The organism is Frankia sp. ACN1ag, from assembly GCF_001414035.1.
GTDB lineage: Bacteria > Actinomycetota > Actinomycetes > Frankiales > Frankiaceae > Frankia > Frankia torreyi.
Genome location: NZ_LJPA01000028.1, coordinates 48,454 through 69,310 on the forward strand (window position 1 = coordinate 48,454; position 20,857 = coordinate 69,310).

Sequence of the window (20,857 nt, forward strand, 5' to 3'; positions counted from 1 at the left end):
CAGGCTGCCGCCGACCGACCCGCCCGCCGGGCGGCTGGCAGACGTCGACCCTGCTTGTCACGACCCACTGCTGTCATGTCCCGATTGTGGCCATCGCAGGGACCGCCCGCCGGGCGTCCGTCGACCCCACCGACAGCGGCCGTTGCCGACTGACGGTCAGGGTCTGCCCGTGCAGGGCCTGCCCGTGTTCCTGCCCGGATCCCCGGACGGACGATCGGCGGACGAAGCGCCAGCATGCCCGCCGCCCCAACCGAGGCGCGGGCGGGCGGCCTTCAGAAGTGGACGACCGGGCAGGTCAGCGTGCGGGTGATGCCATCGACCGACTGCACCCTCGACATGACCATCTTGCCCAGATCGTCCACCGTGGGCGCTTCAGCGCGCACGATGACGTCGTAAGGACCGGTCACGTCCTCTGCCTGGGTGACCCCAGGGATCTGCTCGATCTCCTTGGCAACCGACGCGGACTTGCCGACCTCGGTCTGGATAAGGATGTACGCGTGGACCACAGACGCTCCCTCGTCGGACGTCAACAGCCCGTCGAGCAGAACTACGGGCCGACAGAAGGTAACAGGCAAACGGGCCGGATGAGAGCCTCTGAGGCCGAGGAATTTCTTCGACTCGACCGACGGGCGCCGGTCGACGCCCTCCGCACGCTCATCCGGCCCCAATCCTGGGGTGCGACGGCCCGATCTCGTACCCGATTGTGATGGCAACCACGATTCTCGCTACTGATAGTGAAGCCCGAGGAGACACATGAGGGTTCGGAGCGTCCCGTGATCAGACCCGCTCCCGGCGCCGCGTCCCCGGCCACGGCGCCACCACGGGTGCTGACCATCGCGGGCTCCGATTCGGGCGGCGGAGCGGGGATTCAGGCCGATCTCAAGACGATGCTCGCGTTCGGCGTCCATGGGATGAGCGCCATCGTCGCCGTGACGGCGCAGAACTCGCTGGGCGTCCATGGTGTCTGGGATCTACCGCCCGAGGCGGTCCGCGCCCAGATCAGGGCGGTGGTGGANGACATCGGGGTCGACGCGGTCAAGACCGNCATGCTGTCCTCGGCCGCCCTCGTCGCCCTGGTCGCCACGGAGCTGAAGCGCGTCGCCGCACCGGTCGTGGTCGATCCGGTGGGCGTGTCGAAGCACGGCGACCCGCTGCTCGCACCGGACGCGGTCGACGTCGTCCGCCGGGAGCTCATGCCGCGCGCGACGATCGCGACTCCGAACCTGGACGAGGTCCGCCTGTTGACCGGTGTGGCCGTGCGGGACGAGGCCGACCTGCCCCGGGCCGCCGCGGCGATGCTCGCGCTGGGGCCGCGTTGGGTGCTGATCAAGGGTGGTCATCTATCCGGTGACGCGGTCGATCTGCTGACCGACGGCTCTACGGAGATCCTCTTGCGCAGCCGTCGGATGGACCGGCGACACACCCACGGCACCGGCTGCACACTGGCCTCCGCGATCGCCTCGAGGCTGGCGGGAGGAGACTCACCGACGCAGGCAGTTCGGGCCGCGAAGGAGTACGTCAGTGGCGCGCTCGCGGCCGGTTTCCCCCTCGGGGCGGGGATCGGCCCGGTAGATCACGGTTATCGTCACCGCAGGTAGCCGGCGGTGGTCCGGGCCGAGCCGGCCCGTGCGATGTCTGGTTCAATCGCCCCGCCGCATGTGACCTGACGCATCCGCATCATCGCCGTGGGAGGTAGCCCGTGGGGGCGAACAGTGCTGCAGTGGCCACGCAGGCAGGCGCCACCCAGGCAGGCGTGGACCACCGGTGGTACCGCATCAGCGGCGGCGCTCCACTGCAGGGTTCGGTCGAGGCGTCCGGCGCCAAGAACTCGGTCACCAAACTGCTCGTGGCCACCCTGCTCACCCCTCAACCGTGCACGCTGACCCGGGTCCCGCGGATCGCCGAGGTCGAGGTCGTTCTGGGCATGCTCACGGAGCTCGGCACCCAGGTGGAATGGCTCGACGAGCACACGGTGCGGCTCACCACCGAACGGATCGTCGACGCCTCGCTGTCGGAGGCCTATTCCGGGGTGAACCGCATCCCGATCCTCATGATGGGTCCGCTGCTGCACCGCGTCGGCGAGGCGGTGATCCCGCTCCCCGGCGGGTGCCGCATCGGGAAGCGACCTGTCGACTTCCATCTCGCCGGGCTGCGGGCGATGGGTGCGGAGATCGTCGAGCAGGTGCGTTCCGTGCAGGTCAAGACCCTCGGCCTACACGGCACCCACGTCGCCCTGCCGTTCCCGAGCGTCGGCGCGACCGAGAACCTGCTGCTCGCGGCGGTGCGCGCGCAGGGCACCACGGTGATTTCCAATGCCGCGGTGGAACCGGAGGTCGTCGACCTCATCCTGTTCCTGCAGCAGATGGGCGCCCTGGTCGACGTGGAGGCCGACCGGACGATCGTCGTCCAGGGCGTCGCGACGCTGCGCGGCGCCACGCACGCGCCCATCCACGACCGGATCGAGGTGGCGTCGTTCGCCGCCGCCGCGGTGGCCACCGGGGGACGGGTGGAGGTGATCGGCGCCCGGCAGGAGCATCTGATGACGTTCCTGAACCACCTGCGCCGGCTCGGCGGCGAGTTCGAGGTGACCCCGCGTGGCATGACGTTCTTCCGAGCCCGACCGCTCACCGCCGCGCATGTGCAGACCGACGTGCACCCCGGGTTCATGACTGACTGGCAGCAGCCGCTGGTGGTGCTGTTGACCCAGGCCAGGGGAGCCTCGGTGATCCATGAGACGATCTACGAGGACCGGTTCGGTTACACTCGTCAGCTCGCGGAGATGGGCGCCGACATCGCGCTGTCGACGCTGTGTCTCGGCGGCAAGTCGTGCAGGTTCGCCGCCCGCGACTTCGAGCACTCGGCGGTCGTGAGCGGCCCGACCCCCCTCACCGGCGGTGATCTTACGATTCCCGACCTGCGGGCGGGCTTCGCCTACGTGCTCGCCGCGTTGGTCGCGGACGGAACGAGCATCATCCGCGGGACCAGATTCCTCGAGCGCGGGTACGAGGACCCGGTCGGCAAGCTCCGCTCGATCGGGGCCCGCGTCGACGCCGATCCGGTACCCGCCCCCCGCGCTGCCGGCCCGTCACCCGAGCCCCCCGCCTGACCAAGTCCACGCCGACCCACGAGCCACGCCAGACCCACGAGCCACGCCAGACCCACGAGCCAGGAGCCACGCCAGAGCCGGCAGGAGTGTCATCCGCTGCCGGCCCCTCCGGTCTGGCGCCGACGTCACCGAAGTGGTCGGTACTCCGGCCCCGGCTCCCGGCTCATCAGATCCTTGACCGCCTCCAGCGGCGGCAGACCCTCGTAGAGGACCCGCTCGACCTGTTGCGTGATGGGCATCGAGACGCCGAGCTGATCGGCCATGGCCAGCAACGGTCGGCAGGACCGCACCCCCTCCGCGACCTGCCGCTGCTCCGCCTCCACCTGCTCCAGGCTGAGTCCGCGCCCCAGCTTCTCGCCGAAGGTCCGGTTGCGCGACAGCGGCGAGCCACAGGTCGCCACGAGATCGCCGAGCCCCGCCAGTCCGGCGAAGGTCATCGGTTCCGCGCCCAGCGCGATACCGAGCCGCGCAGTCTCGGCCAGACCCCGGGTGATCAGGGAGGCGAGGCTGTTGGTACCGAAGCCCATGCCCTCGAGCATTCCCGCGGCAAGGGCGATGACGTTCTTCACCGCGCCGCCAAGCTCGCATCCCGTCACATCATGGTTGGTGTAGGGCCGGAAGTAGGGGGTCCAGCAGGCAGCCTGGACGACTTGCGCCGTCCGGGTCGAGGTGCTGGCGACCACGGTCGCCGCCGGATGTTCGGCGGCGATCTCATGGGCCAGGTTCGGGCCGCTGACGACCGCTATCCGGTCGGGCGTCACTCCGGCGACCTCGGCGATGACCTGGCTCATGCGCAGCCGGCTACCCGCCTCGACCCCTTTCATCAGACTGACGTAGATAGCGTCGGGTGCGATCCGCGGCACCCAGCGGGCGAGCACCGAACGCAGCGCCTGGGAGGGAACGGCCAGCACCACGAGCTCAGCGCCCGCCAACGCGCCGCCCGGATCGGACGTCGCCCGGATCCGGTCGGGGAGCTGGACCGAGGGCAGGTAACGGGGGTTGACATGCCGGTTGTTGATCGAGCGGATGACTTCCGGGTCCCGGGCGACGAGGTCGACCCGGGCGCCCGCGTCCGCGAGGACCTTCGCGAAGACGGTCCCCCACGATCCGGCGGTCAGCACCGCCACCCGCCTCACCTCGTCCTCCCGGGAGCAGCGCGACGACCGCCCTCGGTCGCGCCGACGCGGGCCCCGCCGGGTCGGGCCGGGGTCAGGGGCGGGGCTGCGACACCGCTCGCGGCATCCTCGGACCGGCTGTTGGAATCGGCGGTAATGGTTCCCTCCGGATGGGTCACGGGACCGGCGTCGACGTCCGGTGCGGCGAGCACCCCGACGCTGCGCGATGGCGTGCCCACCGCGTCCTCACACTCGACCGTAGACGCCGCTCTGGCGGGCATCACGCAGGATGCGGCGCTCACCAGCGACGTTGCCACCCACCAGGGAGATTCCCACGACTCCATCGCCGAGAGGGCACGCTGCGCGAACAGTCGCGCCCGCCACCCGCACGATCAACGCGGGCAGCGACCGGAGGCAGACACTGGGGATACGCGCGCGGACGACGCTCACCCCACGACCAAGGTGCGGCGTTGGCCGACTCTCGCGCAATGCGCCCCTGCCACCGCTGGCCATCGACCGGATCGGGGCATCCGGCTCGCGACGCCACACGGCGTCATGGCCTATGGTCACCTTCGTGTGGCTCCCACGAGGCGGGGCGTCCTGGACGGTCCTTCTGCCGCTCAAGAACCTGGCGCGGGCGAAGAGCCGGCTGGACCGGCCGGACCGTAGCCTGCTGGCGCTCGCAATGGCCCTTGACACGGTGACGGCCGTGCTCGCCTCGGCAACCGACCTCGTCGGCGCCGTGGTGATCGTGACCAATGATCAGACGGTCCGTCGGGCGCTGTCGCGGTTGCGGGACCAGGGTGACATCAGCGCCGGGCACGAAGCGGGTCGGGCGCCGGCCCTCGCACTGTCGACGCAGGAGCGGGCCCGCCTCGTCATTGTTCCGGACACCCCCGGCCAGGGCCTCAACCCGGCCCTGGCGCACGGCGCAGAGCTTGCCGCGGGCCGCTGGCCCGGGCGTCCGCTGGCGGCCCTGTCCGGGGATCTGCCGGCGCTGCGGACCGCGGAGCTGCACCAGGCCCTGGCGGCCGCCGGCGACCATCGCCGCGCGGTCCTCGCCGACGCCGCGGGCACGGGCACCGTGTTGCTCACCGCCGCGACCGGGTCGCCGCTGGGTCCGTCGTTCGGACCGCTCAGCCACGATGCGCATCGTCGCTCGGGCGCCGTCGACCTGACCGACACCCTCGGGTCCTCGGTACCCGGGCTACGGCGCGACGTCGACACCGTCGACGATCTCGCGCAGGCACGTCATCTGGGGGTGGGTGACGCAACAGCGGCGGCGCTCCTGGCTGGCCGGGCGCCGGTGCCCTGACCAGGGCCGCCGCACGCCGGCAGGGACCGCCGCCCAGGCGGCGTCGTCAGGCGGCGGGGTCCGCCCCTCGAGCCGGCTCGGCGGCCGGCAGCCGGCCGCCGGAGGGGGGCCACGGCCGGATCTGCGGAAGCGGCAGCGGACCCGGCCGCGCGAAGAGGTATCCCTGACCCAGCTCGCACCCAAGTTCCTCCAGCTCGGCGATCTGCCCCTCATGCTCGATGCCCTCGGCGACGACGACGGCGCCGAGCGCATGCGCAAGAACAATCATGGAACGGCGCATCGCCGCAGCCCGGCCCCCGTCCTGCGGCGGTTCCAGCAGAGTCCGATCCAGCTTCACGACGTCCACAGGAAGCAGGTGCATCGCGGCGAGCGTGCTGTTGCCCGCGCCGACGTCGTCCAGAGCGACGGCGACGCCCAGCGCACGCACCTCGTCGAGCACCTCGCGCGCACCATGCAGGTCGTCGATCCGGCTCGTCTCGGTGATCTCGACGACCAGGCGCCGGGGATCGAAGCGACTGGCGGCGAGCGCGCGGGCGACGCTGTCGAGCAGGGTCGTGTCGGCGACCCTGCTGGCCGAGACGTTCACGTGCAGGCGCAACGTGGAGTCCGGGTAGGCCACCGCTATCTCCGCGCAGGCCTGGGTGAGGATCATGTCGTCCAGCGCGCCGACGATGCCGCCGTTCTCCGCGGCGGCGACGAAGGTGCCGGGCGGCACCGGCCCGCGGCCCGGTGCCGTCCACCGGGCGAGCGCCTCCAAGGCGACGGGTCTGCGGTCGCGCAGGCGCACGATGGGCTGGTAGTGGACGTCGAATCCGGCCGATCGGCCGCCCCGACGCAGCGCGGTGGCCAGTGCGTCGGCGAGATGGGTGCCGGCGACGAGATGGGTGCCGGGAGTGGCGCACGACCCGGGCCGATAGACGACCAGGCGGTTCTTGCCCGTCCGCTTCGCCGCGTGCACGGCCGTGTCGGCCCGGCGCAGCAGGGCCTCCGTCGTCTCCTGGGTACGGCCGGCCACAACCAGCCCCACGCTGCCCCGCACGGGCCAGTGATGGCCGCCCACCGACACGGGTTGGCGCAGGGCCGCGAGCACCCGTTCGGCGACCGTCTCGGGCAGCTCCCGCCCCCCGTCGAGCAGCACGGCGAACTCGTCGGAACCCAGCCGCGCGACGGTGTCCGTGGCGCGCACGCAGTGTCGCAGACGCTGGCCGACGGTACGCAGCAGATGGTCCCCGGCGGCATGGCCGAGGCTGTCGTTGATGATGCGGAAGTCGTCGAGGTCGCAGTACAGGACGGCGACGTCCCGACCGTCGCGGCGGCTGGCGGCGAGGGCATCGGTCAGCCGCTGGTGGAACAGCGTGCGGTTGGCGAGCTCGGTGAGCGGATCGTGTGACGTCCAGTACCGCACCTCGCGCTCGGCGTTCCCGACCAGCGCCACCAGCCGCTGGCTCGCTCGCAGGGTGACCATCTGCCGGACGAGGACCGCGGCGATCAGAGTCGAGCCGACCACGATCTCGACCGGATCGAGCACGACGCCTGCCCGCGATCGGTCGAGCATCAGCGCGGCGACGCCGGCGGCGGGAACATAGGGCACCGCGAGCCGCAGCCAGCCGACGAGGTCGCCGCGTGGCCCATCCCGGGCCGCCCGATTCCCGTCGGCCACCCAACCCGCTCGCCACGCCGCCAGGACGACGAGCAAGGCGCCGACCACCGCACCAAGACCCGCCCACGATCTACCCAGCCGGCCGGCATCGCCGCCGACCTGCGTGCACCAGTCTCCGACCACTGCCAGGCACACCAGGCCGGTCCCGGCCGCGGCGACGGCCGGCAGGTCGACCGGCTGGCGGAAGCCCGCGACGTGCAGGACCGCGAGCGCCAGGACGAGGACGACGATCGGGTGCGCGACCGTTATCAGGTGTCGCACCACCCCGACGCCGCTTTCACCCCCGCCAACATCGGCGACATCGGCCTCGCCGAGGCCGGCCAGGATGCCCGACCAGGTGAGCAGGAACAGCGAACCGCCAAGGATGATCTCGTCCAGAGCCGTGGCCGGCACGCCGACGAGCCCGCCGGTCAACCGGGACCCCCCGCCAGCACCGCCACCCGCACCGCTGGGCACGCCCGCAGTCCGCAGGCCGTCGTCGAGGCGGCCCAGCCGCGAGCCTCCGCCGACGGGCCAGCCCACCTCGCCCAGTCCTCCGGCCGAGGTCGAGGCCGAGGCCGAGGCCGAGATCGAGATCGAGTTCGAGGAGCCGAGCAGCGTGCATCGGGCCCGGGAACGCCGCACCCGGCTCGCCGGTACCGCGGCGAGAGCGGCGAGGGCCAGGACGGGCATGGCGAGCTGCCCGGCGTCGGCGAGGTACCCGACGTCCGCGACCGTCGGGCGGTCGGTGGCGAGCCGATCCCAGCGGTGCAGCGTCCAGGCCGTCTGCCCCACGGTCCAGGCGGTCAGCGCGAACGACAGCCAGACCAGCCAGCGGCCACGGGGCCGGCCGAGCCGGCGTCCGGCCCACGCGCAGCTCAGCGTCGCGGTCAGGCCGGAAGCGATTGCGGCGGCGTCGACGAGCATCCCCCGTCCCGCCCTCCTCCCCGTGCGCCGGCCGCCTGGGACAAAGGATCCTGATGGAGCGACGGAAACGGCCGATCAAATCACCGCATGTCATTGACAAGCGCGTGGGCGCCCATCGTCAACGTAGCGCGTGATCGCCCTATCACAAAGAGTAGATAGATGCCTCGCGTGCCGCGCGGTCTTCTCGGGCGTCCACCATGTCGACCGTTACGGCCCGACCCCACTCGGGGGCGGCAACCCGCGAGGACGCTCACCCCATGGAAGGGTCGCACCCCGACGGGGAGATCACGGCGTGGACTGAACGTCGACGACGGTGACCCGCTGACTGGCGGTCAGGGTCCCCCGCCCCGCTCCGGTGTACCAGCCGGACGTCGGCGCGACGTCGGAGTAGTCGCGGCCGACCGCGACCGTCACGTAGCGGAGATCCGCGAGCCGGTCGTGGCAGGGATCGTAGGCGACGGCGAGGGCGCCGGGTTCCCAGCCGGCCGCGCCGGCCGCCGCCCCTACCCCTGCTCCCGTGCCGGTCCGGGGAACGCCATCGGCCACCCCACCGCTCATGACGACCTCCACCCAGGCGTGTGACGGGCCGTCCCCGACGAGATGCCCGGACACGTAGCGGGCGGGCAGCCCCGCCGCGCGACACAGGGCGAGCATCACGTGCGCCTGGTCCTGGCAGACCCCCGAACCGCCGGCGAGGGCCTGGGCCGCGGTGGTCGTCACATCCGTGCTGCCGGGGACATACCGAATTCGGCTGTGCACCCAGCCGCAGAACCGGCGTGCCGTCGCCACTGGATCGTCGGTGGCCAGGGCGCGGGCAGCCGCGGTGAGCGCCGCGTCCGGCACAGTCAGCGGGGTGGCGTCGAGGAGCCGACGGCCGGCCAACGCCGTGGCTCGCAGCCATGGCCGGGCACCCCCGACGATCCGGTCGATCGTCACGGTCACATCGAAGTCAAGCCGGGGCGGCACCCGGTCGAGGCGCACCACCGCACTTCGCGTCCCGTCGGCGCCACGTCGCCAGGTGGTGCGGGCCGCGTCGGAGGAGACCACCAGCCGGGCGTCACGGACGGTCTGGTCGCCATGCCGATTGGGCGGGACCACGACGAGTCGGTGCACCAGGTCGGTGGCGTCGCCGTCGTAGGTGTACCGGAAGCGCTGCGCAACCCGATACGTCACCCGTGTGCCGGCCGGCAGGTCGGTCAGGTTGACGGCAGCCACCCCCGACTGGTCCCCCCCGGGCAGATCACCCCCGGACACCGTCGAGGGTTGCGGCAGCGTCGCTGCCCCGCCGGGTTCGAGCGGATCCGACATCCTCACCGGAGGTCTCCCCGCCCCAGCACCGGCCCGCCAAATAGTGTGATATCAGACACACAGTGCCCACTTGACCGGGGAACAGCCATAAGGACCGATCCTAGGAAGAACGACCGGTCGACGACGGATGTTTCCATCACACTGCCGATCGTCGCCTTTGCCTGTTTCCATGCCGTTAACTGCGGGTCCCGGACCCGGCAAGCGATCATCTGGGGGCGACCAACCCACTACAACGGGCACGGATCGAACCGGTGGCCCGCCATGATGCCGCCGATGCGTCATCGGCACCGCCGTATCCGGACATCGTCCCGCGCTGCCGAGTTCACCGTCGGCTGGCACCATCTACAGGCATGAGCGAGCTGGTGGCGACCCGTCCCGAACAGCCTCAGCGCAAGGCCCGCAGCGGCCTGCTCGAACCTCTGGAGGCGCCCCGTCCGCCCGCGCCGTCAGATCTGCCGGCCGATCGGTTCATCAACCGCGAGACCTCCTGGCTCGATTTCAACGCCCGGGTGCTGGCGCTCGCGGAGGACGTCTCCACGCCGTTGTTGGAGCGTGCCAAGTTCCTGGCGATCTTCGCCAGCAACCTCGACGAGTTCTACATGGTCCGGGTCGCCGGTCTGATGCGGCGTGAGGCCACCGGACTCGCGGTCCGCTCGGCCGACGGCCTGAGTGCACGGGAGCAGCTCGACCTCGTCAGCCGGGCCACCGCGCAGCTGACGGAGCGGCACTCGCGCTGCTTCACCGACGAGGTCGTGCCGTCGCTGGCGCACGCAGGGATCAGTATCCGGTTCTGGTCCCAGCTCAGCGAGGCCCAGCGGGAACACCTGCATGACTACTTCCACGAGCAGATCTTCCCGGTGCTCACCCCGCTCGCGGTCGACCCGGCGCATCCGTTCCCCTACATCAGCGGCCTTTCGCTCAACCTCGCCGTGCAGGTCCGCGAGCCGGGCGGGGAGATCGACCACTTCGCCCGGGTGAAGGTGCCGCAGAACGTGCCGCGGCTGGTCCCCGTCGCAGTGGATCCGGCCGGGGACTTCCCCGCGGACGGCCCGACGCAGGCGGAGAGCGCCTGCTTCGTGCCACTCGAAGAGGTGATCGCCGCGCACCTCGACCAGCTTTTCCCGGGCATGGAGGTGATCAACTCCCACCTGTTCCGGGTCACCCGCAACGCCGACCTCGAGGTCGAGGAGGACGAGGCGGAGGATCTGCTGCAGGCCCTGGAACGGGAGCTGGCCCGCCGACGCTTCGGTCCCGCCGTCCGGCTGGAGGTCGACGACGACATCGATTCCGACCTGTTGGCGCTCCTCATGCGCGAGCTCGAGGTCACCGAGCGGGAGGTGCACCGGGTCGCGGGGATGCTGGACCTGTCGGCCCTGTGGGCCCTGTACGACCTCGACCGGCCGGAACTGAAGGACGCGCCGCGGGTTCCGATCACCCATCCTCGACTGATCACCGAAGAGGGGGAGACGCCCGACTTCTTCAGCNTGCTGCGCGAGGGTGACGTCCTCGTCCACCATCCGTACGACTCGTTCACGACCTCGGTGCAACGGTTCATCGAACAGGCTGCCGCCGATCCGCACGTCCTCGCCATCAAGCAGACGCTCTATCGCACGTCCGGCGACTCCCCGATCGTGGACGCTCTCGTCTCGGCGGCCGAGGCGGGCAAGCAGGTCGTCGTGCTGGTCGAGATCAAGGCGCGGTTCGACGAGAGCGCCAACATCCGCTGGGCGCGCGAGCTGGAGCGGGCCGGTTGCCACGTCGTCTACGGCCTGATCGGATTGAAGACCCACTGCAAGACCTGCCTCGTCGTCCGGCAGGAGCGCGGCGGGCTGCGCCGGTACTGCCATGTGGGCACCGGCAACTACAACCCCAAGACCGCGCGGCTCTACGAGGACCTCGGGCTGCTCACCGCCGATCCGGAGGTGGGCGCCGACCTCACCGATCTGTTCAACGTGCTCACCGGGTACAGCCGGCAGACCGAGTACCGCTCGCTGCTGGTCGCTCCGCAGCACATGCGTGACGGGATCCTGCAGCGCATCTCCGCGGAGGCGCGGGCGGCCCAGGAGGGCCGTCCGTGCGGCATCCGTCTCAAGGTCAACAGCCTGGTCGACGAGCAGGTGATCGACGCGCTCTACCGCGCGTCCATGGTGGGAGTTCCCGTGCACTGCCTGGTGCGGGGAATCTGCGCCCTACGGCCCGGCGTACCGGGTCTGTCGGAGACGGTGCACGTCCGGTCGATCCTCGGCCGCTTCCTCGAGCACAGCCGGGTCCTGGAGTTCGCGTCCTCGGACGAGTTCTGGATCGGAAGTGCCGACATGATGCATCGCAACCTGGACCGGCGGATCGAGGCACTCGTCCGGGTGCCGCATCCGGAGCGCCGCGACACCGTGCGCCGCATCCTCGATCACGCCTTCTCCGACGAGGTGTCCGGGTGGGTGTTGCAGTCCGACGGCCGGTGGGAACGGCGGACGGCCGGACCGGACGACGTCCGGCTGTCGGACTACCAACACGACCTCATGGCCGAGGCCATGCGGCGCGGGCACCGGTAACCCGGCGCCCGCACCGTGGATCAGTCGCCGCTCGCCGAGACGCTCGACTTGAACTCGGAGCCGGGCCGGAACTTCGGCACCACCGAGGCCGCGACGTGCACGGGCTCGCCCGTCGCCGGGTTGCGCCCGGTGCGCGCGGCCCGCTCGACCCGCTCGAACACGCCGAATCCGGTGATGGTCACCTTCTCGCCGCTGGCGACGGCCTCCTGAATGGCGTCGAACACGGCGTCGACGGCTTTGGTGGCATTCGACCGTCCGCCTTCGATCTGCTGGGCGATGCGGTCAACCAACTGGGACTTGTTCACAACAACCTCCGGACGCCCCCCGCAGGCGCGGGGTGGGGAGCAGATCGGGCATCACACTGCGCTGCACCGTAGGCATCTCCACTGTCGAGGGCAATTCCCGCGACCGTGTCGCGTCACACAAACCCGCACGTCAACGGGTTCGAGCCGGTGGGCGACGGGATGCGTGCTGTACGGCCAGCGCGCAGCATCCGGTAGATTCATCACGTTGAGTAGCGAGAGGCGTCTGTTTTTTTGGGCGCAATGTCACGCTTTGGTGGCCGGCCGCCTCCGCGAGCGCGGGATCAGCTCTGCTACGTAATCAACCAAACGCCGCAGGCGATGGCGAACGGGTCGGCGCCGGTCGGTAGTCGACCGACCACTAGAGCAGACCTGCCCACACATCGGCCCCGATGTTAATTTCGTCACATCGGGGCCGACGGTCGAGTGGAGAGGCCGAATCGTCTGTGCCGCAGGCCTCCACCCGGTCGGAGCGGGATCCGCGGCCGGAGCCACCGCCGACGTTGGGACGCCCGCGCGCGGGCGCTACACCGCTGAGGGCAGCCAGCCCGGCCGGGTCGCCTCGAAGCCGGTGATCAGCTCCTCGTGCCGCAGGGTCAGGCCCACGTCGTCGAGCCCCTCCATCAGCCGCCAGCGGGTGAAGTCGTCGAGCTCGAACGGGGCCACCAGGCCGGCTCCCCGAACCTCGCGAGCGGCCAGATCGACGGTGATCTCGACGGTCGGGTCCTGCTCCACGGCCGTCTGCAGGGCCTCGACCGTCCCCGCCGGCAGCTGCACCGGCAACAGCCCGTTACCGAGCGCGTTGCCCCGGAAGATGTCGGCGAACCGGGGCGAGATCACCGCCCGGAAGCCATAGTCCTGCAGCGCCCAGACGGCATGCTCACGCGACGAGCCGGTGCCGAAGTCGGGGCCCGCGACCAGGATCGACGCCTCGGCGTAGGCCGGGTTGTTGAGCACGAAGCCCTCGTCGGCCCGCCACTCGGAGAACAGGCCGGCGCCGAACCCGGTGCGCTCGATGCGCTTGAGCCACTCGCTCGGAATGATCTGGTCGGTGTCGACGTCGCTGTGCCGCAGCGGCACGGCCCGACCGGTGTGAATCGTGAACGCCTCCATCGCCGGAAACGCTCCCCTCTGGACGATGTCGTGATCAGGATGGCGGTCGCGGTCGCGGGCACCCGCCGGTTCGACGCCGAGCGGCGACCGCATGGGCCCGGCCTACAACTGCGCCGGGGCGGTGAGCTGACCGGTGACCGCGGTGGCGGCGGCGACTGCCGGAGAGACGAGGTGGGTCCGCCCGCCGGGGCCCTGGCGTCCCTCGAAGTTCCGGTTCGACGTGGAGGCGCTGCGCTCCCCCGGGCGCAGCGTGTCCGGGTTCATCCCGAGGCACATCGAGCAGCCGGCGCTGCGCCACTCCGCTCCGGCGGCCCGGAAGACCTCGTCCAGCCCCTCCGCCTCGGCCTCCGCCTTGACCTGCATCGACCCCGGGACGACCAGGGCCCGGACGCCGTCGGCCACCCGCCGGCCCCGCAGCACGTCGGCCGCGGCCCGCAGGTCACTGAGTCGACCGTTGGTGCAGGAGCCGATGAACACCGTGTCGACGGTCACCTCGGACAACGGTGTGCCCGCCGTGAGTCCCATGTAGGTCAGCGCGCGCTCGGCGGAGGCCCGCGCGGCCGGGTCCGCGTAGTCGCCGGGCGTGGGGATCAGCGAATCCAGCGGCGCTGCCTGGCCCGGGTTGGTCCCCCAGGTCACGTACGGGGTGAGGCTCGCGGCGTCGATGACGACCTCTCGGTCGAACACGGCGTCGTCGTCCGAGGCCAGCGTGCGCCAGTAGGCCACGGCCTCGTCCCAGTCCGGTCCGGTGGCGGCGTGCGCCCGACCGGCGAGGTACTCGAACGTCGTGTCGTCGGGAGCGATCATCCCCGCCCGCGCCCCGGCCTCGATGGACATGTTGCAGACGGTCATCCGGCCCTCCATCGACAGGCCCCGGACCGCCGCACCGCGGTACTCGATGACGTGCCCGGCGCCGCCGCCGGTGCCGATCCGGGCGATGATCGCCAGGATGAGGTCCTTCGCGGTGACGCCGGCCGGCAGGTCGCCGTCGACCGTGACCGCCATCGTCTTCGGCCGGCGCTGCGGCAGCGTCTGGGTCGCGAGCACATGCTCGACCTGGCTGGTGCCGATGCCGAAGGCCAGCGCCCCGAACGCGCCGTGGGTGGAGGTGTGGCTGTCGCCGCACACGATCGTCATGCCCGGCTGGGACAGCCCGAGCTGCGGGCCGACGACGTGGACGATGCCCTGACCGGGGTCGTTCATCGGGTACAGCCGCACCCCGAACTCCGCGCAGTTCTTGCGCAGCGCCTCGACCTGGGNTGCGGAGATCGGATCCGCAATCGGCGCCAGCGTGTTCGTGGTCGGCACGTTGTGGTCCTCGGTGGCGAGGGTCAGGTCGGGGCGACGCACCGNCCGGCCGGCCAGCCGCAGCGCCTCGAACGCCTGCGGCGAGGTGACCTCGTGCACGAGGTGCAGATCGATATAGAGCAGATCCGGTTCACCGTCGGCGCGCCGCACCACGTGGGCGTCCCAGACCTTCTCCGCGAGTGTGCGCCCCATGGCCCCACTCCCCTCCTGCGCCGGGCGAGCAGCCCGCGCGGTCATCCGACAGTCCTGAGTTCGGGGTCGTNCCACGACTCGGTGCCGCGCCATTTGCCCGATCTTGCCATCCCGCCACCATCTCACTATGATCCCATTATGTGGGATGGCAGTATCAGCTTATGAAACAGCTTAGCGGAGTCGGGGTCCTGGACAAAGCTGCCCTCGTCCTGGCCGCCGTGGAGCAGGGGCCAGCCTCCCTCGCCGACCTGGTGGCTCGGACCGGGCTCACCCGGGCGACCGCGCACCGTCTGGCCAGTGCGCTCGAGATTCACCGCCTCGTCGGGCGGGACGGCGCCGGCCGGTTCGTCCCCGGCCCGCGGCTGGCGGCCGGGGTGGCCACCCCGCTGCCCTGGGATGTGCTCGACCGGGCCGACAGGATCCTGACCGAACTGCGCGATGTCACCGGGGAGAGCACCCAGCTCTACGTCCGACGCGGCGCCCTGCGGCTGTGTGTGGCCGCCTCCGAGCGGGCGAGCGGCCTGCGCGACACGGTTCCGGTCGGCGCCGCGCTGCCGATGACGGCGGGGTCCGGGGCCCAGGTCCTCCTCGCGTTCGCGGATCATCCCGACCCCGAGCTACTCGCCGCCGCACCGTTCGACAGCGGCACGCTCGCCCTGGTGCGCGAGCGCGGCTGGGCCGAGAGCATCGGCGAGCGGGAGACCGGTCTGGCCTCGGTGTCCGCCCCCGTGCGCGGGGAATCCGGAACGGTGATCGCGGCGGTGTCGCTGTCCGGCCCGCTGGAGCGCCTGACCCGATCACCCGGGCGCCGGCACGGGTTGGCCGTACTCGCCGCGGCGGCGCGGCTGTCGACATCGGCCGTCGACTGAAGGATCCACTTGCCGTCAACCCCAGGCCACCGGAGATCGGCCGGCTTGCCGGTCCGGTCGGGCCCTGCGTGCGGCCGGCGTGACCACGCAGACACGTTTTCCCCGCTTGTCCCGGCTTTCTCGAGATTGCGGATGCCCCGATCGGGCCCCACAACTGAACGGAGCACGGACTACGCCCGCCGGGTCCGTTCCGGCGTCCCGGTGGCGCGGGTCTCCCCCGCCGCAGGGAGTGTCCTTCCGCCGTCGTAGCCTGTTCGAGTCGTCCGTCTCGGATGATCGGAGACGTAGGCCGGATGACCCAGTGGGGTCATTGCCATCCAGCGAGCAAGCGATATAGGTCGCCCGCGCACTGGGGGCGCCCGTCCGGAGGACTCTTCGGGTTCCGCATGGCCGGGCGGTCGTCGCCCGCGGCGGCGCCGCCGTAGGTTCGGCCGCCTCGTGCGGCGCCAAGGAGGGACAGGGCGCGGTGCGCAAACTGGGTTCGCGGTACGTGCTGCACGAGCTGCTCGGGCAGGGTACGACCGGCCAGGTCTGGCGAGGTGTCCGGGTCCAGGACGACGCCGCGGTGGCGATCAAGGTGCTGCGTCCCGAGCTCGCGAGCGATCCGGAGATCGTCGAGCGGTTCCTGCGGGAGTGGGATCTCCTCGTGGATCTCGACAGCCCCGATCTGGTCGCCGTCCGCGACCTCGTCAACGAGCCGGACGCGCTGGCCATCGTGATGGATCTCGTCGAAGGCCATGACCTGCGGGCGCACCTGCGTGAGTTCGGCCCACGGCCCGCCCAGGAGGCGGTCCGGCTGGCGATCGGTACCCTCTGGGCGCTCGACAGCGTGCACGCCGCCGGGATCGTCCACCGGGACGTCAAGCCCGAGAACATTCTCATCGACACGTCCCAGCCCGACCGCCCGATCGTCCGCCTCACCGACTTCGGCATTGCCCGCATGATCAGCACGCCGTCCCGCGTCAGCGCGACCGGGCCGATCGGCACCCCCCTCTACATGGCGCCCGAGCTCGGCACCGGCGCCCCCCCGACCCCCGCCGCCGACGTCTACTCGGCGGGGGTGGTGCTCTACGAGCTCCTCGCCGGATCGCCGCCATTCGACTCGACGAATCCCGCGGAACTGCTGAGGGCGCACCGGGAGGACGACCCGCAGCCCATCGCCGGCGTGCCGGCGCCGGTGTGGGACGTGCTCGTCGGCATGCTCGCCAAGTCCCCGCGGCGACGGCCGGCGAGCGCTGCCGACGCGGCCGACGACCTCAGCGACGCGCTCGAGGTAGGCCTGCGCGGCGCCGCCGGCGCCGCCGAGGAGCGCGACCGGCGCGGCGGCGCGAAGAGCTCGGGACCCGGCGAGCTCCCCGACGAAGCGGCCCCGACCGGCGCCTATCACCGGCGGGTCGGCGAACGGCCGGCAGCGCCGGCCGGCACCCAGCGGGTGGTCCGGCCCGCAGCCGCCGCGGCGGCCGTCGGGGCCGCGGCGGGCACCGGTGGCTGGAACGACCTCGAACATACCCAGATCGCGGGCAGCCTGACCGCCGCCGCGACGAAGGTCAACGGCTGGGACGGCGGCGATCCCGAGCACACTCGTATCGCCCCGGTGACCAGCGCCCAGAGCGGCGGTCGCGGCGGTTGGGACAGCGACGCGCCGACCGGGATGAGCCCCGCGGTGCGTGTCCCCGCCCGCTCCGGTGGCCCGGCCGCCGACACGAACACGGTCATGTCGGCAATCCCGGCCAGCAAGCAGCCCGGCGCGGCCGGTGGCAACGCCGGGGGCGGGTCGCGGGCGGCGGCCGACCGCCGCCGGCGCACCCGGATCGCGGCCGGTGCCGGTCTCGTCGTCGCCCTCGTCGCCGGGGCCGGGGGCTGGGCGCTCGCCTCCGGCGGCAGCACCAACACGGCGCTGTCCGCCGACCGCGCCGCCGAGTCCTCGGCCGATCCGAGCGCGGGCAACCCGGCCGCCGGCTCTCCCGGTGCCGGGGCACCCGGCATCGCGATCGGCGTCGATGGAAGTGCCCCCGGGGCGGTCGCCGGCCGGCCCGGGGCGAAGGGCTCCCCCGCGCCCGGCGCGCACCCGTCAGCCGGCGCCTCCGCCGCGGCCACGACCCCGGCCAGCAGCCCGACCGCGGGCAGCAGCCCCTCGCCCTCGCCGACCGACGACGGCACGGTGACGGTCCCCAACACCGAGGGCAGCGCGGCCGACACGGCGGTGAACACGCTGAAGTCCGCCGGTTTCACGAACGTCAACAAGACCTTCGGCTGCTACAACACCGGCAAGGCCGACAACGTCGCCCACCAGTCCCCGAAGACCGGCAAGGTCGCCCGGACCACGGCCATCAGCCTGCAGGTCGAGGACTGCGCCCAGGTCCCGAACGTCAACGGGATGTCGGAGTCGGACGGCAAGTGGCAGCTCTACTGGGCCGGCTTCACCTCCACTGCGGTCAACGGGGCGTGCGCCAACGGTGAGACGAGCAAGATCTCCGGGTACTCGCCCACGGGGCAGCGCCCGCGGCACTCCACCACTGTGACGCTGACGGTGACCTGCACCAAGCCGGCACCGGCCCCGACGACGCCCGCGCCCGCACCTACCCCGTCGACAGCTCCCACGACGGCCACGAAGGCCTGACGCGGCACGAAGGCCTGACGCGGTCGGGCGGGGCCCCGCCCCGTCTCGGCCGGGCCCCGCCCGATTCCCGTCGCGGCAGCGACTCCCGCCCCGCGTGCGGCGGGGAGTCGCTGCCGCGGTGCCGCCCCGCGCGGCGTAGTCAGATACGCCGGACGGATTCCGGCTCTCGCCTCTCATCCCCACCAGATCCCGGCAGACACGCGGCCGCCGCCCGTTCTCCTGCCGGCCGGGACAGTCATGCCGCCCGCCAGGGCGAAGCCGGTGGGAGACCGACGCCGACGAGACCGGCCGTCAGCCGGTCGGCGGGGGCGATCACTCGGACGCGATGATGCATGATGTCCGGCGCGATGCGGCGACCGCGCCGTCCAGCCGCCACCAAGCGGGCGCCCGGCCGCCGCTCAGCCGAGCTTGTCCAGAGGCAGCGACCGGATGTCGTCCCGGGCCAGCGGACCGCCGCCCAGCCGCGGCACACGAGGCTCCTCGTCGTCCGTCCGGATGCTGCGGGGCAGCGGCATGGGCACCGGCAGCGCCGCCTCCGGCTCCGGCGCGAGGGCCGCGTGGGCGGTGGCCGCCCACAGATCGACCTCGACGATGATCTCGCCGTTCTCCGACGACATCCGCAGCCGGCCGCCGTGTACCTCGACGAGCCGCCGGACGACGTAGAGGCCCATGCCGGCGCCATCGGTGGGCCGGGTGGCGGTGCCGTCTCGCTGCGTGAACGGTTCGAAGAGCTGGCGGATCGTGCCGGGGTCGAGGTCGGGCCCGGGGTTGCGGACGCGGAGAACAACCTCGTCGCCGACCCGGCCCGCGATCAGCCGAACGGGCGCGCCCGGCCAGGAGTGCACCAGGGCGTTGTCGACCAGGTTCGCCACCACCTGGATGAGGGCCTGCCGCGCCATCCGCACGGGCAGTTCGGGCGGAAGATCCACCGTGATGCTGCTGGGCGAGCTGGTGTACGACAGGTTGGCGATCACATGCCGGACGACCTCGGGTAGATCGGCGATGGTCGTCTCGTCCGTGCCGGTGGCCGTGGCGGCCGTCAGCATGTTCTCCAGCAGCCGGGAGAGCCGGTCGGAGTAGTTCACCGCAGCATCGAGCAGATCGTCGAGCTGGGCGTCGGAGAGCCGGCTGCGGCGCCGCTTGATGGTGAGCAAGTTCCCTCGGATTCCGGTCAGCGGCGTGCGGAACTCGTGCGAGACGGTCGCGACGAGGTCGCTGCGGATGCGGTCGGTCTCCTCCAGCCGGGCCATCAGGCTCTGCTGGCCCTCGTAGAGCTGCTGACGGTAATGCTCCACCCGCCGCCGGGACTGCTCGTTGTAGTGCCAGAAGACCATCTGCGCGCAGGCGAGGGCGAAGATGAAACCCGCGTGCAGACCGGCCAGCAGCCAGGCATTGTCCAGCACCGCCGCGCCGGCGCTGACGATGTTTCCCATCGCCAGGTTCGCGACGAACACGAACGCGATGGCCAGCAGGTAGACCGTCCACTCCTCATACAGCGCGATCAGCGCCACGACCACGAAGAAGTGGAAGTACATCGGGGTGAGGCCGTCGGAGATGTGCACGAGCACGACCGAACAGCACAGGAGGCCGAGGCTCGCGGCAAGGGCACGGACCCGGCGCCGGCCGGGCACGACCGCGGCAGCGAACAGCAGGGCAGGCGGGCTGGCCGCCAGGAACCCGTGCGCGAGGCTCAGGTTCTGCCAGATCGCGTAGCCGACGATGACTGGCAGGTGCATCGCCAGCACCAGGCACATGAGGGTGTGCCGGGCCGTCCAGTCCTCGATCGGCAGCCCGCGGCCCTGCGGGAGCAGCGCGGTGAGTCGCCGGGCCATCCCCGGCTGCGATCCCCCGCCCTCCCCCTCCGGCGCCGATGCCCCGGCCGAGCGCAGCCGTCCGGCGCGGCGCGCAGCGCGTCCCGCGTGGGCGCTGCCGTGCCGGCGCCGGGCCCGTTCGGGCGTCGATGGACTGACGGTGGACATCCGCGCAAGTTTCTACCGTTCCAACCCGGGAGCACCATGGTTGTCAAGGGTGGTGTCGCATGGCGACAGTGCCCAGGTTTGACTAGGCCATCCGCACCACTCGGCACCGGGCTCAACGGAGCATGGCGCGAACCTTGGTTGCGCCGCCAGGCTGTGGTCCGCGAGGTGGCCCCAGGACGGCCGCCCATGGAGGAGGACACCGTGCCCCCAGTGGCCCTGACAGCCTCGACCGCGTCCGCGATCGTTCCGCCGACCGCGGGACGCTGCGGCCCGTCGACGGCCGGCGCCACCGACGAGCCCGCCGGGCCCGCCGTCCTGACCCACTCGGCCCGTCCACAGCTCCGGCTCGTCGCGTCGACACAGGGGGGCGTGGGCGCTCCCGAGGCCGAGATTCACGGCTGGGGGGGTCCCGCCTCCTGCGGCTGCCGGGAGTGCGCGATGGCCCGCCACCCGGCCGCCATGCCGCGCCTCACCGTCGTGCGGTAGGCGGCACCCGGCCCCTGACATGACGATGG

At 71.9% G+C, this 20,857-nt stretch carries 14 protein-coding genes and 5 pseudogenes; 9 read left to right on the forward strand and 10 right to left on the reverse strand.

Annotated elements, in window-relative coordinates:
• Positions 1-272: 272 nt before the first annotated feature.
• Positions 273-506: an Lrp/AsnC family transcriptional regulator gene (locus UK82_RS22605; RefSeq protein WP_009742309.1), complete on the reverse strand. Its 234-nt coding sequence runs from the start codon at positions 504-506 to the stop codon at positions 273-275.
• Positions 507-776: 270 nt separating this feature from the next.
• On the opposite strand from UK82_RS22605, the gene UK82_RS39575 reads away from it, so the two are divergent.
• From UK82_RS39575 to murA, 3 genes and pseudogenes are all read left to right on the forward strand, one after another.
• On the forward strand, positions 777-1,015 hold a 239-nt coding region (locus UK82_RS39575; RefSeq protein ID WP_396230617.1), incomplete at its 3' end, for a bifunctional hydroxymethylpyrimidine kinase/phosphomethylpyrimidine kinase.
• A gap of 30 nt (positions 1,016-1,045) precedes the next feature.
• A pseudogene (locus UK82_RS22610) lies at positions 1,046-1,598 on the forward strand (hydroxymethylpyrimidine/phosphomethylpyrimidine kinase); the annotation flags it as partial.
• 122 nt (positions 1,599-1,720) lie between these two features.
• Positions 1,721-3,106, forward strand: coding sequence for a UDP-N-acetylglucosamine 1-carboxyvinyltransferase (gene murA, locus UK82_RS22615; protein WP_095211954.1), 1,386 nt, complete (start codon positions 1,721-1,723; stop codon positions 3,104-3,106).
• Positions 3,107-3,231: 125 nt separating this feature from the next.
• Here murA and UK82_RS22620 read toward each other — a convergent pair whose 3' ends face one another.
• Positions 3,232-4,242, reverse strand: coding sequence for an NAD(P)H-dependent glycerol-3-phosphate dehydrogenase (locus UK82_RS22620; protein ID WP_173667343.1), 1,011 nt, complete (start codon positions 4,240-4,242; stop codon positions 3,232-3,234).
• A gap of 541 nt (positions 4,243-4,783) precedes the next feature.
• On the opposite strand from UK82_RS22620, the gene cofC reads away from it, so the two are divergent.
• Entirely contained in the window at positions 4,784-5,536 is a 753-nt protein-coding gene (gene cofC, locus UK82_RS22625; RefSeq protein WP_044886214.1) for a 2-phospho-L-lactate guanylyltransferase, read from the forward strand.
• Between the two features lie 46 nt (positions 5,537-5,582).
• Here cofC and UK82_RS22630 read toward each other — a convergent pair whose 3' ends face one another.
• Both UK82_RS22630 and UK82_RS22635 read right to left on the reverse strand, forming a co-directional pair.
• Positions 5,583-8,102, reverse strand: coding sequence for a bifunctional diguanylate cyclase/phosphodiesterase (locus tag UK82_RS22630; protein WP_055409154.1), 2,520 nt, complete (start codon positions 8,100-8,102; stop codon positions 5,583-5,585).
• Positions 8,103-8,387: 285 nt separating this feature from the next.
• Positions 8,388-9,410 carry a transglutaminase family protein gene (locus UK82_RS22635; protein WP_055409156.1) on the reverse strand — a complete coding sequence of 341 codons (1,023 nt, stop codon included), beginning with the start codon at positions 9,408-9,410 and terminating at the stop codon, positions 8,388-8,390.
• Between the two features lie 350 nt (positions 9,411-9,760).
• On the opposite strand from UK82_RS22635, the pseudogene UK82_RS39585 reads away from it, so the two are divergent.
• Both UK82_RS39585 and ppk1 read left to right on the forward strand, forming a co-directional pair.
• Positions 9,761-10,894, forward strand: a pseudogene (locus UK82_RS39585) (RNA degradosome polyphosphate kinase); the annotation flags it as partial.
• 1 nt (position 10,895) lies between these two features.
• A pseudogene (gene ppk1 / locus UK82_RS39590) lies at positions 10,896-11,959 on the forward strand (polyphosphate kinase 1); the annotation flags it as partial.
• Positions 11,960-11,979: 20 nt separating this feature from the next.
• Here the strand turns inward: ppk1 and UK82_RS22645 are convergent.
• The 5 genes and pseudogenes from UK82_RS22645 to UK82_RS39600 form a co-directional block, all read right to left on the reverse strand.
• Entirely contained in the window at positions 11,980-12,264 is a 285-nt protein-coding gene (locus tag UK82_RS22645; RefSeq protein ID WP_009742300.1) for an HU family DNA-binding protein, read from the reverse strand.
• Between the two features lie 522 nt (positions 12,265-12,786).
• Positions 12,787-13,374: a 3-isopropylmalate dehydratase small subunit gene (leuD, locus tag UK82_RS22650; RefSeq protein WP_055409190.1), complete on the reverse strand. Its 588-nt coding sequence runs from the start codon at positions 13,372-13,374 to the stop codon at positions 12,787-12,789.
• A 102-nt stretch (positions 13,375-13,476) separates the two neighbouring features.
• The coding region (leuC, locus tag UK82_RS22655; RefSeq protein ID WP_236706311.1) for a 3-isopropylmalate dehydratase large subunit at positions 13,477-14,633 on the reverse strand (1,157 nt) is incomplete at its 5' end.
• A gap of 1 nt (position 14,634) precedes the next feature.
• Positions 14,635-14,726, reverse strand: a pseudogene (locus tag UK82_RS39595) (hypothetical protein); the annotation flags it as partial.
• 1 nt (position 14,727) lies between these two features.
• Positions 14,728-14,874, reverse strand: a pseudogene (locus tag UK82_RS39600) (aconitase family protein); the annotation flags it as partial.
• Between the two features lie 161 nt (positions 14,875-15,035).
• Here UK82_RS39600 and UK82_RS22660 point away from each other — a divergent pair.
• Positions 15,036-15,743 (forward strand): IclR family transcriptional regulator, encoded by a 708-nt coding sequence (locus UK82_RS22660; RefSeq protein WP_044886218.1) that lies wholly within the window; start codon positions 15,036-15,038, stop codon positions 15,741-15,743.
• 466 nt (positions 15,744-16,209) lie between these two features.
• Positions 16,210-18,363, forward strand: a complete 2,154-nt coding sequence (locus UK82_RS22665; RefSeq protein WP_044886219.1) for a serine/threonine-protein kinase — start codon at positions 16,210-16,212, stop codon at positions 18,361-18,363.
• Between the two features lie 398 nt (positions 18,364-18,761).
• Here UK82_RS22665 and UK82_RS22670 read toward each other — a convergent pair whose 3' ends face one another.
• Complete coding sequence (locus UK82_RS22670; RefSeq protein WP_044886220.1) at positions 18,762-20,342, reverse strand: sensor histidine kinase KdpD; 1,581 nt, start codon at positions 20,340-20,342, stop codon at positions 18,762-18,764.
• A 201-nt stretch (positions 20,343-20,543) separates the two neighbouring features.
• Between UK82_RS22670 and UK82_RS22675 the strand changes: the two genes are divergently transcribed.
• The gene (locus UK82_RS22675) at positions 20,544-20,828 is read left to right on the forward strand and encodes a hypothetical protein (RefSeq protein ID WP_044886255.1); all 285 of its coding nucleotides are present in this window, start codon (positions 20,544-20,546) and stop codon (positions 20,826-20,828) included.
• Positions 20,829-20,857: the final 29 nt, after the last annotated feature.